At 58.2% G+C, this 12135-nt stretch carries 12 protein-coding genes; 9 read left to right on the top strand and 3 right to left on the bottom strand.

Translation table 11 applies throughout. From position 1 onward, the window contains the following. Positions 1 to 95 precede the first annotated feature (95 nt). The 4 genes from ACIPIN_RS03155 (at position 96) to ACIPIN_RS03140 (ending at position 4968) form a co-directional block, all read left to right on the top strand. On the top strand, positions 96 to 1451 hold the full coding sequence (locus ACIPIN_RS03155) for a dicarboxylate/amino acid:cation symporter (RefSeq protein ID WP_401115150.1): 1356 nt from the start codon (positions 96 to 98) through the stop codon (positions 1449 to 1451). Between the two features lie 289 nt (positions 1452 to 1740). Further along, positions 1741 to 2952 carry a patatin-like phospholipase family protein gene (locus tag ACIPIN_RS03150; protein ID WP_401115147.1) on the top strand — a complete coding sequence of 404 codons (1212 nt, stop codon included), beginning with the start codon at positions 1741 to 1743 and terminating at the stop codon, positions 2950 to 2952. Between the two features lie 298 nt (positions 2953 to 3250). Continuing rightward, on the top strand, positions 3251 to 3991 hold the full coding sequence (locus ACIPIN_RS03145; RefSeq protein WP_401115145.1) for a Mut7-C RNAse domain-containing protein: 741 nt from the start codon (positions 3251 to 3253) through the stop codon (positions 3989 to 3991). 281 nt (positions 3992 to 4272) lie between these two features. Next, positions 4273 to 4968, top strand: coding sequence for a tRNA (adenine(22)-N(1))-methyltransferase (locus ACIPIN_RS03140; RefSeq protein ID WP_401115142.1), 696 nt, complete (start codon positions 4273 to 4275; stop codon positions 4966 to 4968). A gap of 217 nt (positions 4969 to 5185) precedes the next feature. On the opposite strand, the gene ACIPIN_RS03135 is transcribed toward ACIPIN_RS03140, so the two are convergent. Next, on the bottom strand, positions 5186 to 6070 hold the full coding sequence (locus ACIPIN_RS03135) for a LysR substrate-binding domain-containing protein (RefSeq protein WP_401115139.1): 885 nt from the start codon (positions 6068 to 6070) through the stop codon (positions 5186 to 5188). A gap of 159 nt (positions 6071 to 6229) precedes the next feature. Here ACIPIN_RS03135 and ACIPIN_RS03130 point away from each other — a divergent pair, with 159 nt between their 5' ends. Beyond that, the gene (locus ACIPIN_RS03130) at positions 6230 to 7138 is read left to right on the top strand and encodes a DMT family transporter (RefSeq protein ID WP_401115137.1); all 909 of its coding nucleotides are present in this window, start codon (positions 6230 to 6232) and stop codon (positions 7136 to 7138) included. 233 nt (positions 7139 to 7371) lie between these two features. Here ACIPIN_RS03130 and ACIPIN_RS03125 read toward each other — a convergent pair whose 3' ends face one another. Continuing rightward, positions 7372 to 7818, bottom strand: coding sequence for a helix-turn-helix domain-containing protein (locus tag ACIPIN_RS03125; protein WP_262114314.1), 447 nt, complete (start codon positions 7816 to 7818; stop codon positions 7372 to 7374). A 313-nt stretch (positions 7819 to 8131) separates the two neighbouring features. On the opposite strand from ACIPIN_RS03125, the gene ACIPIN_RS03120 reads away from it, so the two are divergent. The 3 genes from ACIPIN_RS03120 (at position 8132) to ACIPIN_RS03110 (ending at position 10258) form a co-directional block, all read left to right on the top strand. Then, positions 8132 to 9004: an NmrA family NAD(P)-binding protein gene (locus ACIPIN_RS03120; RefSeq protein WP_401115134.1), complete on the top strand. Its 873-nt coding sequence runs from the start codon at positions 8132 to 8134 to the stop codon at positions 9002 to 9004. Between the two features lie 141 nt (positions 9005 to 9145). After that, positions 9146 to 9772 (top strand): NAD(P)-dependent oxidoreductase, encoded by a 627-nt coding sequence (locus tag ACIPIN_RS03115; protein WP_401115133.1) that lies wholly within the window; start codon positions 9146 to 9148, stop codon positions 9770 to 9772. A 120-nt stretch (positions 9773 to 9892) separates the two neighbouring features. Next, on the top strand, positions 9893 to 10258 hold the full coding sequence (locus ACIPIN_RS03110; RefSeq protein ID WP_401115132.1) for a DoxX family protein: 366 nt from the start codon (positions 9893 to 9895) through the stop codon (positions 10256 to 10258). A gap of 149 nt (positions 10259 to 10407) precedes the next feature. Here the strand turns inward: ACIPIN_RS03110 and ACIPIN_RS03105 are convergent, their stop codons facing one another. Further along, positions 10408 to 11301, bottom strand: coding sequence for a LysR substrate-binding domain-containing protein (locus ACIPIN_RS03105; protein WP_401115130.1), 894 nt, complete (start codon positions 11299 to 11301; stop codon positions 10408 to 10410). Positions 11302 to 11477: 176 nt separating this feature from the next. Here ACIPIN_RS03105 and ACIPIN_RS03100 point away from each other — a divergent pair, with 176 nt between their 5' ends. After that, on the top strand, positions 11478 to 12122 hold the full coding sequence (locus ACIPIN_RS03100; protein ID WP_123425321.1) for a hydrolase: 645 nt from the start codon (positions 11478 to 11480) through the stop codon (positions 12120 to 12122). Positions 12123 to 12135 lie beyond the last annotated feature (13 nt).

The raw sequence follows: 12135 nt of genomic DNA, 5'->3' as shown, positions 1-12135 counted from the left end.
GATTCAAAGTAGTACTGCGGCACAACGCCAAGGGGCAGATCACTGAATCTGACCCCTTGGCATTTCCTGACAACAATAAAAATCAGGGCCCTGTCATGAAAAGAATATTTGGCAAACTCTACGTACAAGTGCTCATCGCCGTGATCCTCGGCGCAGTCGTCGGCGTGCTGATTCCCGAAACCGGAGCAGCGCTCAAACCCCTGGGCGACGCGTTCATCAAACTGATCAAAATGCTCCTCGCTCCTGTGATTTTCCTGACCGTGGTCACGGGTATTGCACGCATGGAAAACATGAAGGAACTGGGCCGCGTCGGCTTCCGGGCTCTGCTCTATTTCGAAGTCGTGTCCACGCTGGCGCTGGTCGTCGGTCTGGTGGTCGTTGATGTGTTCAAGCCCGGCGCGGGCATGAACATTGATGTCGCCACGCTGGATACTTCCAGTCTGGCAACCTACACCTCAGCCGTGAAGCACGCGTCGTTCATGGACTTCGTCATGAACATTATCCCCGACACCATCGTGGATGCCTTCGCCAAGGGCAACGTGCTGCAAATCCTGCTGTTCTCCATCCTGCTCGGCATTGCTTTGGCGCATGTGGGACCGCGCGGAAAAATGTTCGTCGAGACACTGGATAGCCTGACGCAAGGGATGTTCCGCATCGTCAACATGGTCATGCGCCTGGCCCCTATCGGTGCATTCGGCGCAATCGCGTTCACCATCGGTAAATACGGCTTTGGCTCGCTGTTCTCGCTTGGCAAGCTGATGGCCTGCGTCTACCTGACCTGCGCTGTGTTCGTGATCTTTGTGCTGGGGCCGATCTGCCGCTACAGCGGTTTCAGCCTGTGGAAGTTTCTAAAATTCATCAAGGAAGAACTGTTCACCGTACTCGGCACCAGCTCTTCGGAATCGGTGCTGCCGCAGATGATTTCCAAGATGGAAAAGGCCGGTGTTTCCAAGCCCGTTGCCGGGATGATCATTCCCTCCGGTTTGACGTTCAACCCGGATGGGCAAGCGATCTATTACACCATCGCCGCTATCTTCATTGCCCAGGCGACGAACACCCCGCTGACCCTGACTGATCAGTTGATCGTCCTGGCAGTACTGATGTTTACATCCAAGGGATCTGCCGGTGTCACCGGCTCCGGATTCATTATTCTTGCGGCGACGTTGTCTTCCCTCGGCACCATTCCAGTGGCGGGAATGGTGTTGTTGCTGGGCGTCGACCGATTCATGTCGGAAGCGCGAGCGATCACCAACACCATAGGCAACGGTGTCGGCACCCTGGTCATTGCCAAATGGGTCGGGGCACTGGACACAGTGAAAATGCACAACGCGCTGAATGGCGAGGTCGAAGAGGAAAAGCCTGACGCGGAGCAGGCAGAGGTTGTCTTGGCTCCTTCATCGGTGGCGGCCAGTCCCTTGCTACCAAGCCTTAAAAAAGCTTCTCGGGCGTAAGGTACATGGCGCTGAACGTCGTGTCCGGGATTAGTTGACCACTACAGGCCCGTCTTGAATATCACGTTCTGCCCCTTAACCTGGAGATTTCAAAGGCTTTCATATAGAACCTGGAACACGCGGCCAATGAGTTTTTTTATCATGTAAAGGAGCGCAAAATGAGCTACCTGGCGTTCGAATGACGTGTCGCAGTCGGCTGGCGTGTAGTCATCTCGGGAACCACGGGTAAGGACTTTCTCGGGTACGATGAGCGCGCTTGCTGTCGACTGCAGGGGCCGGAGGAGGCGTTTTGAAACCATTCCCGCTCAGACCTCGCGCCTCAACTCTGAACATGTTTCTGCAAGGGGGCTTGCCACGCCGTGACGCTGTGCCGCAAACGTTAACGGAAAAAGCGGTCATCCCAGGCATTCCCAATGCTCGCTACTGGTTGGACCACGACCTGACTCTGTTCATTCAGGATGCAATTGAGGGCAACAAACGCGAGAGCGAGGCTCTCGCCAGGGCTGGGAAACCGAACAACATCCTGCCGCTGGCAAATATGCTGGCAGTTTCGGGAGGCGGTGACGCAGGCACATTCGCAGCGGGACTCATTACGGGGTGGACCACACATGGGACTCGACCCATGTTCAAGGTCGTCACGGGCATTAGCGCGGGCGCCCTGGTCGCCCCGTTCGCTTACCTGGGATCCGATTACGACGACGTCATTAGGTATATCGCCAACGCCATCGGTCCAAAAGACGTTTTTCATTCGCGAAACGTGCTAACCCGTCTTGCTAGCGACGGTATAGCGGACAGCAAGCCACTGTCGCGGCTCATTACAAAGTACGTCACTGCGGAGATTCTTGCGGCGATTGCGTCGGAATACGCCAAAGGACGAATCCTCCTGATCGGCACAACCGACCTTGATTCAGGGCGGCCAGTCACTTGGAACATGGGCACTATTGCCTCTAGCGAAGCACCGGGAGCGCTCGACCTCTTCCGCAACATCATGATCGCGTCGATGAGTATTCCCGGCGCAGTCTCACCCGTCATGATCGATGTGGACGTTGACGGCAAACAGTTTCAGGAAATGCACGTGGACGGCGGGGTAATCACTCAGGTGTTCCTTTACCCACCTGGCACCAAGATGGCGCTGAACAGAGCCACCGGAGCCCCTTTGCGACTCGAACGTCATTTCTATGTCATTCGTAATGGGACACTGGAGCCGCAGTGGTCTGGGACGAAACGCCGTACATTGAGCATCGGCGGTCGAGCCATCAGTGCATTGATTCAAACTCAGGGGATCAGCGACCTGGAGCGAATTTACCGTATGGCGCAGCAGGATGGAGCGGATTTCAATCTTGCGTACATTGGCTCCGACTTTAACTTTGCGCACAATCAGAAATTCGATGGCGAATACATGAAGCGTTTATTCGATTACGCCTTTCAACTCAGCGCGAAGGGCTATCTGTGGCATAAATCGCCGCCCTCGGAAATCACTAAACTACGAAACACCCGCTGAAAGATTGAGCCAATCTGTTGCATCGATCGGTTGAGTCCACAGTCGATTGCAGCCCTTCGTGACGGGCAGCTATCGGCCGATTCTGTTGAAAAAGTCGGATTCCCAATATTACGACCTTGATAAACACCCAGCCTGCTGGGTAGCAAATGACGCGGATAACAATTTCAAGCAGTACATCCAGTATCGAAGCTCCATGGCATAGTCAATTTCAACATGATTACGATCGTGGTTTTGGGCCTGCCGGAGAAGATGTCCGGACTAGACTCGCTCATCCTGCAGCCCTGCCATACTGTTCAGCATGACCAGTGCAACCTTCCGCTTCTACGAGGAGCTCAACGATTTCCTGCCGGCCGAACGGCGGCGGCAGTCCTTCACCTGCGAGTGCGCGCGAGGGGCGACGGTCAAGCACATGATCGAGGCGCTCGGGATACCGCACACCGAGGTCGAGCTGGTGCTGCTCAACGGCGAGTCGGTGGGCTTCGAGCGGGTGATCTTCGACGGTGACCGGCTGGCGGTGTATCCCAAGTTCGAAGCGCTGGACATCAGCCCGCTGCTCAAGGTTCGTGCGCAACCTTTACGGGTGCTGCGCTTCGTCGCTGATGCGCACCTTGGCGGGCTGGCCAGCCTGCTGCGCATGAGCGGCTTCGACACCCTCTACGACAATGGCTTCGAGGATGGCGAGATCGCCGAGATCGCTGCGCAGCAAGGACGCATCGTGCTAACCCGCGACCGCGAACTGCTCAAGCGGCGGATCATCAGCCACGGCTGTTACGTGCATGCCCTGAAACCGTCGCTGCAACTGCGCGAATTGTACGAGCGCCTCGACCTGGCGCGTAGCGCGCGGCCATTCAGCCTGTGCCTTCATTGCAACCTGCCGCTGCACGAGATCAGCTCGGAGCTGGCCCGGTCACAGGTGCCGCCACGCATCGGTGCCCTCTATTCGCGCTTCCTGCGCTGCGACGCCTGCCAACGGATTTACTGGGAGGGTTCGCACTGGCGCGGCATGTGTGCACTGCTGGCACCTCTGCTGGACCGATAGCCGAGCGCATCGGGCCGGCGACGTTGCCAGGGATAACTGGCTTTGCATCAGGTAGATAACGGCCTGAAGCTGACGATCAGCCCTGACTGCTACTGACCGATTCTGTTGGAAAAGTAACTCCCCTGATAACCAGGGTTCGCTTTGGGCCGATACGCGAGCGGTAGGTACGGGCCGAGCCATGGCCCCGGTCACATAAATTTGAAATGCACGGCGTTGCTCGACAGAATCGCGCCCCAATCCGGCCAAAGGTGCCGGACGTTCGTGGTGAAAAGGGGCTGCATTTGAACGAACAGACATTGTCCATGCGCCTGGAGCGCGTGGCGGCGCATGTGCCAGCAGGTGCGCGCCTGGCCGATATCGGCTCGGATCACGGCTACCTGCCGGTGGCGTTGATGCGCCGTGGCGCCATCGCGGCGGCGGTGGCCGGCGAGGTGGCATTGACGCCGTTTCGCTCGGCCGAACGCACCGTGCGCGAGAACGGCCTGGACCAGCGGATCACCGTGCGCCTGGCCAATGGTCTGGCGGCGATCGAGCCGGGAGACGGGATCACGGCGATCAGCATCTGTGGCATGGGTGGCGAGACGATCCGCGACATCCTCGACAGCGGCAAGGCGTGCCTGAGCGGCCAGGAGCGCCTGATCCTGCAGCCTAACGGCGGCGAGCAGCCACTGCGCCAATGGCTGATGGAAAATGGTTACCGCATCCTCTACGAGGAATTGCTGCGGGAAAACCGCTTCGACTACGAAATCATCGTCGCCGAGCGCGCCGGGCCGGTGATGTACACCGCCGAGGAGCTGTATTTCGGCCCGCTGCAGATGCAGGCTCGCAGCCCGGCGTTCCTGGTCAAGTGGCAGCGCATGCTGCGCCAGAAGCAGAAGACCCTGAACAACTTCGCCCGGGCGCGGCAGGCCGTGCCCGAGGAGAAGGTGCAGGACATCGCCCGGCAGGCCCGGTGGATCACCGAGCTGCTGGCTTGAGCCCGGTCCAGGGTTTGTACGGAAAGTCACCGAGCGGCGATCAGGCAAGGTGAAAACAGGCGAGGAACGGCCGGGGTCGCGCTCGACTTTATGGGGTGTAAATGAGCATCCCGAACCTGTTTTCAACGCAACAGACCCATAGTAGTCATTCGCTGCGGTCGGGTCATTCTACGAACAATGATCACCGACGATTCGAGTTGCAATAACTGACGCAGTACTACCGTTGATCCATCAACCATTGCCGAACAGTCGCCAGGGCGGAAGGGGATTTCGCTTTGCGGGGCCAGAGCAAGTAATACCCAGCGTCGGTATGCAGTTCAGATTCAAACAGTCGGGTCAGCCGACCGGCATCAATGTCTGCCTGGACGAAGAAGTCATCGGCCAAGGCAAGCCCCTGGCCGGCGATTGCGGTCTCGATCGCCAGTGAGGTCTGGTTGAAACGCAGATTTTTCGGTGCAGCCTGCACCGGGTGTTCAAAAATCTGCGCGATAAATTGCGGCCAAAAGTTGTGGGCGTCATGCAATAGCGGGTTGCGCTGTAATTGGTCAAAGTCGTGTGGCATCCCGATTGATTCAATCAACGCGGGGCTGCCGACCGCCACGATTCGTTGCTCCAGCAGCATCTCGCTATTGAGACCAGGGCCGAAGGGTGGCCTACCGTAACGTATGGCGATATCGACGCGATCAGTCTGAAAGTGCGACAGGCGTTCAGTGGCCAGTACGCGCAGATCAATGTCCGAATGCAACTGGGTGAACGATGCCAGCTTCGGAATCAGCCATTTCGAAGCGAAGGTGGGTGTCACGCTGACGGTCAGGTGCGCAGGCTCCGGGCGAAGCGTCTGGGTGGCTTCAGAAATCAATTCCAGAGCATGGCGGATGCTTACACTGTAGCGCTGGCCAGCATCGGTCAGCATTAACCCACGGGGCAATCGCTCAAATAACTTCAGCTCCAGATTTGCCTCCAGGCCACGGATCTGCTGGGCCACTGCTGCCTGAGTGACTCCCAGCTCCTCGGCGGTCAGCCGGAAGTTCAGATGGCGGGCTGCAACCTCGAATACACGTAAGGCATTGAGAGGCGGCAGGGGAAGGGTATCGTTGGACATGATGATAGAAATTCTACTGGATCAAGGAAGAAATACTGCATCGGTAGTGCGGTCACTGCACTGTTAGTCTGACCAACAGGCTATTCAAGCTAACAGGAAAGTTAGCGAACAGAAGCCCAGCCGATAGAAATTAAATCGCACGATCAAAGGGCCAGTGTCATGAAGAAAACCTCTTTTGTCCTATTTGTGCTGCTTGGCCTGGTATGGGGCAGCAACTTCATTTTCGTCAAATGGGCCGGCCACAGCATCTCACCGGTGCAAATCACGTTGCTGCGTGTGCTTTTCGGTTTCCTGCCAGTCCTTGCCTTCGCGCTGTACAAGGGCGCATTACGTTGGGCGCATTGGCGCCATGGGCATCATTTCGTGGTCATGTCCTTGCTGGCGACCGCTGTCTATTACTACGCCTTCGCCAAAGGCACTGTTTTGTTGCCCTCGGGCGTTGCCGGCATGCTCGGTGGAGCTATTCCGCTGTTCACGTTCCTGTGTGCCTGGCTATTTCTGCGTAGCGAGCCACTCAATGGGCTGAAGGTGCTGGGCATTGCGCTCGGTTTCATGGGGGTTCTGCTCATTGCGCAGCCGTGGTCGGCTGAAGGCGTAATCAATCCGAGCGGAATCGCTTACATGATGATCGGTTCGCTCAGCGTGGGTTGTTCGTTCGTTTATGCTCGACGGTTTATCAGCCCGCTCGGCTTGCCAGCGGTGGCATTGACGACTTACCAGATCGGTCTGGCGTTATTCTTTTTGCTTTTGGTCACGCCACTTGAAGGCATCACCCAGGTATTCGACGACACACGGGCGTGGGTTGGCCTGGTCTTCGGCTTGGGATTGCTGGGTACCGGTTTTGCCTATATCGCCTATTACCGCATCGTTGAAACGCTCGGCGCTGTGGCTGCGTCGGCCGTCAGCTATATCCCGCCGGTGGTCGCTCTGCTCATCGGGATCGCGATTGGTGAGCCGATTTCCATGAGCGCAGGCTTCGCCATCGCGACCATTCTCGCGGGAGTGGCCTGCGTACAATTCTCCAACCGACCACAATCCAGAATGGCAACTGTTCAAAACAACCGGTGATCGATCAAATGAGTGGATGGGAAGCAGTGAGTAAAGGTAGATGTCAGGAGCTGACTTCTCTCTGCTGAGAGGCAGCTTTTGGCCGATTTCTGCCTGTCACGACTGACTGAGGTCGACCCGTTGCAGGCGGTCGCGAGCGGCTGCTTTTGGGAAGCCCTGTCTTCAACTGCGGGTGCTGGTAGGGAGTGAACAGCGTGCCGGTTTGAGTTGGTCACCCTTGCCGGTTGGTGCTGTCAGGCGGCACCTTCGATCGAGCAGGAAAAGCCTGACGTGGGGGCATCACCGGGCGTGCCGTCAAAGCGGGCGCGTGCGGCATGGATGTCGCCATAGCAACGATCCGCCCAATCGATGAGGCTCGCCATCGGTTCCAGCAGCGATTGGCCCAGCGGGGCCAACCGATATTCAACGCCCGGCGGCTTGGTCGGAAAGACATGGCGGGTGATCAGTCCATCGCGCTCCAAATCGCGCAAGGTCTGGGTGAGCATGCGCTTGGAAATGTCATGGACAGCGCGGTGAAGCTCGCTGAAGCGGTGCGGTCGCATCGCGAGAGCCATGATCATGAGCATGCTCCATTTGTCGCCGATACGGTCGAGCACGTCTCGAACCGGGCAGTGCACGGATTGGGACTCGCCCAATGGATATTGGCTGAATCTTTCGATCGCCCTCAATGCGTTGCTCATGCGGAATTCCTCGAAATCTGCTGGTTACAAAAAACTGCCTCCTTACGGCACGCGGCAGCGGTCTCTATAGTAGACCTACCCCAAGTAATAAGTCCCCCGCTCACGGAGTCTCCATGTCCCCATCTGTTCCCGCCCGCTTTCTCGTCACTGGCTCCGGCATACGGGCGGATCACGCTTGGAGTGGCTTCGCCGTCTGACGATTGAGCGGGGCGATGGTTTGGAATCACTTACTCCAACTAAAGCGTATCGGTAGGAATTCCTGCCTGTTAGTTGGCCTTTACGTACAAAAATCCTAAAGATCAGGAGAACGCTCATGTTTTTAGTCATGGGAATTACGGGAAAAGTTGGCGGCGCAACGGCAAAACATCTGTTAGCGCAAGGCAAAGAAGTACGCGCGCTCGTCCGGAATCGTGGAAAGGCGGCGAAGTGGGCCGACGAAGGCGTGCAACTGGTAGACGGCGACTGGAATGATTCGGCAGCCATTGAGATGGCGCTTAGAGATGTCGAAGGCGCGTTTGTCATGTTGCCAGCTGAATGGGCGCCTTCGCCTGATTACAAAGAAGCGAAGGCTGTGATTGCAAACTACGTCGGTGCGCTTGCCCAGGCAGCACCGCCGCGGGTGGTAGCACTCTCATCAATGGGTGCGAACAGAACCAGCGGGCTGGGGATGAGCACGGCCCTGTCGCTTCTGGAGCAAGGATTTCGCGACCTGAAATTGCCGATTGCCTATGTGCGCGCCGGCGGGTTTTTCGAAAACTTCCTCTACGGCTTACATGTTGCCCAGGGTGGCACGTTCCCCGTCTACTACAACCCGACAGATCGGAAATCGACCATGGTCGCGACCAATGATATCGGCGCCGAGATCGCAGCGCTTCTGACCGGGCCGGCATGGTTGGAGCATCGGGTCATCGAGCTCGGTTCGATGGTCAGCGCGGATGAAGTAGCGACACAATTGGGTGAGGTCTTGAAGGTCGACGTCAAAGCTTTTGCTATCCCGCGGGTCGGGTGGCCGGCGGCGTTCGAGCAGTTCGGCATTCCGAAGGGCCAGACGGGACCGGCCGAAGCGATGTTTGACGCCGTCAACTCAGGCTGGATGGACCTCGGGGTCGAGGGTACGGAGCACGTCCCGGGCGCGACGTCCGCCCGCGATGTCTTCGCGGCGGCCCAGAAGGCCGCTACAGCGTAGGTCCGCGGATCAGCGGTGGAATGCGACTTTCGGAACCTACTCCGGAAATTCGCATCCCCATCGCGATTCTGGCAGAGAGGCCGAAACAGCCCGTTTCCCTGTGAACTGCGGCGTTCATACCAACAAAGATCGAGGTCGAATATGAAGGTTCTTGTTTTGGGTGCAACTGGCGGAACCGGACGGCTGATCGTTCACGACGCCTTGGAGAAGGGACATTCCGTAGTGGCGCTGATTCGCTCGAAGGCGCGCGCGCCCGATCTCCCGGGAGCAGGCATCATCGAGGGCGATGCTCGCGACGAAGGCGCCCTCATGCGCGCCTTGGACGGCTGCGATGCTGTCGTCAGCTCGCTGGGGACCGGCCTTAGCCCTTTCAGCGAGGTCAGCCTGCTGACCGAAGCGACACACGCGCTGGTCTCGGCGATGAGGCGCAGTGGTGTCCGCCGTCTGGTCTGCATCTCCGCCCTGGGGGTCGGAGACAGCCGCGGTCACGGCGGCTTCGTATTCGACCGGCTCTTCATGCCCTTGCTGCTTCGCCATGCCTACAAGGACAAGGGGCGTCAGGAAGCCGCGATCCGCGCCAGCTCACTAGATTGGGTCATAGTTCGGCCCGCCATGCTCACCAACGACTCAGCTCGCGGAAGTTTCAGGGCCGTTACCGACCTCGCCGGCGTCAACGGCGGGAAAATAGCACGCGCGGATGTCGCTCGGTTCGTGGTGGAGCAACTGGCGACTAACACCTGGTTGAAGCGGACACCCGTCCTCCTGTGATGAGGACGGGTCTCGTAGATCACCTTTTCCAGCCGCGGCATTCGTCGGAAATCAGCCAGCTTGTCGGTCAGGCAGTCACACCATTCCTCGGCAGCAAACTCATCATCTAAGGTCGGACAAATGTCTAAAATCTCCTGGCGCCAAGTCTTACCCTTAGCTCTTGCCGCTTTCTTCGTCGTGGGCTCACTCAGCAACATCTTCGCCCCGGGATCTATCTACGAGGAATACCTGAAATGGGGGTACCCGCGCTGGTTCCATTTCGTGACCGGATCGCTGGAATTCACTGCTGCCATTCTGCTTTTCCGGGCGCCGAGTCGCCTGTTAGGTTCGGCGCTCGGCTGTACTGTCATGTTTGCCGCCCTCGCGACCGTCATCATCCACGGCGAATACGGGCACGCTGTGCCACCACTCGTCGTGGCGACGTTGTCACTTGTAGTCGGCTGGATAAGCTGGCGCAAGCGGATGGCGTTAGCCGAACCGAGCTGACGCAGGGATCTGCCTTTCGCGCGCTGTCGCCAGCACCCACAAAGCAAGCCTCCAACGGCCGCTATCGGGCAACTTGATGGACATTCCGACCGACAGGTTTTGGCCGATTCCTGCCTGTCGCGACTGACCGGGGTCGATCCGACGCAGCCTCAACTCGGCCCTTGCGCAAGTTCCGCCACCAGAAAATCTATAAACGCCCGAGTCTTCTGCGGGACCCGACGTGCAGACGAGTAGACCGCGTTGATGGTGATCGGCGGGGCGTGCCATTCGCACAACACCGCCACCAGTCTGCCTGCCGCCAGAGCGTCTTCGACAATGAAATTCGGCAACAAGGCGATCCCCATGCCGGCCTCGGCGGCCTGGGCCAGCAGGTCGCCATTGTTGGCGTGCAGGGGGCCGGTGACATGCACGCGCTGCGTCTCCTTGCCGTTGCTCAACTGCAGGCTGACGCCGCTCTGCAGATAGCCATAATTCAAGCATTGGTGTGTGCTCAGGTCCTTTGGCGATTGCGGTGTACCCGCGCGCTCAAGATAGGCAGGCGAGGCCACCATGATCCGCGGAGCGGGTGCCAACAGGCGGGCTACCAGGGAGGAGTCCGGCATGCTCGCGATGCGGATGGTCACATCGAAGCCGCCGCGTACCGGGTCGACCTGCTGGTCACTCAGGACCAGTTGCAGCTCGATGTTCGGATGCTGCTCATGAAACAACGGGATCAGCGGCCCCAGCCGACGCAGGCCGAAAGACATCGGCGCGTTGACCCGCAGCACACCGCGTAATTCGCCAACTCCGTTACGGGCACGTTGCTCGGCTTCGTCCACCGAAGCGATCACTTCGCAGGCCGCCTCGTAGTACTCCGCGCCGGCCTCGGTAAGGTGCAGGCTGCGTGTCGTGCGCTGCAGCAGTTGCACACCGATGGCCTCTTCCAGCGCCTGAATTTGTTTGCTGACTTTTGAACGTGGCACATCCATCGCTCGGGCTGCGGCGGTAAAGCCGTTTTCTCCGACGGTGGCGACAAAAGCACGCATGCATTCGATTCGGTCCAATACTGTCCCTGTTTTGGAAATAATGATTATGCATTTTAGGTAATTGTTTCGATTTTATCCAGAAACTATATTAACTCCCAAGCCGGCAGCAAACAGCCTCCCACCGGAGTACGCGCCGAGCCCAGCAGTCAAACGAACCCATCCATCCAGCACACCGACATCAAAAGGAACGCGCCATGTCTATTCGTGAATTGCTCAACCCAACCAACTCCGCTCTGATCCTGATCGACCACCAGCCGCAAATGTCGTTCGGCGTGCAATCGATCGACCGTCAGACCTTGAAGAACAACACCGTTGCACTGGCCAAAGCTGCGAAAATTTTCAACGTGCCGACCATTTTGACGTCGGTCGAAACCGAAAGCTTCAGCGGCTACATCTGGCCGGAATTGCTCAGTGTGTTTCCAGACCAGAAGCCCATCGAGCGCACCTCGATGAACTCCTGGGAAGATAAAAAACTGGTGGAAGCGGTGAAGGCTACCGGCCGCAAGAAACTGATCATGGCCGCGCTGTGGACTGAAGTGTGCTTGAACTTCCCGGCTCTGGAAGCGCTGGCCGAAGGCTACGAGGTGTACATCGTCACCGACGCTTCCGGTGGCACGAGCAAGGAAGCTCACGACATGTCGGTGCAACGGATGATCCAGGCCGGTGCGGTGCCGGTGACCTGGCAACAAGTGTTGCTCGAGTACCAGCGTGACTGGGCGCACAAAGAGACTTACGACGCAGTGATGGGTCTGGTGCTGGAACACAGTGGTGCCTACGGCATGGGCGTGGATTACGCCTACACCATGGTGCACAAGGCGCCGCAACGTCAGGTCAAGTGAACCTTTAAAAAAT

The organism is Pseudomonas sp. NPDC087697 (assembly GCF_044743155.1).
Lineage (GTDB): Bacteria > Pseudomonadota > Gammaproteobacteria > Pseudomonadales > Pseudomonadaceae > Aquipseudomonas.
The sequence above is the reverse complement of the archived record's forward strand: the minus strand, read 5'-3'. Positions and strand labels throughout refer to the sequence as shown.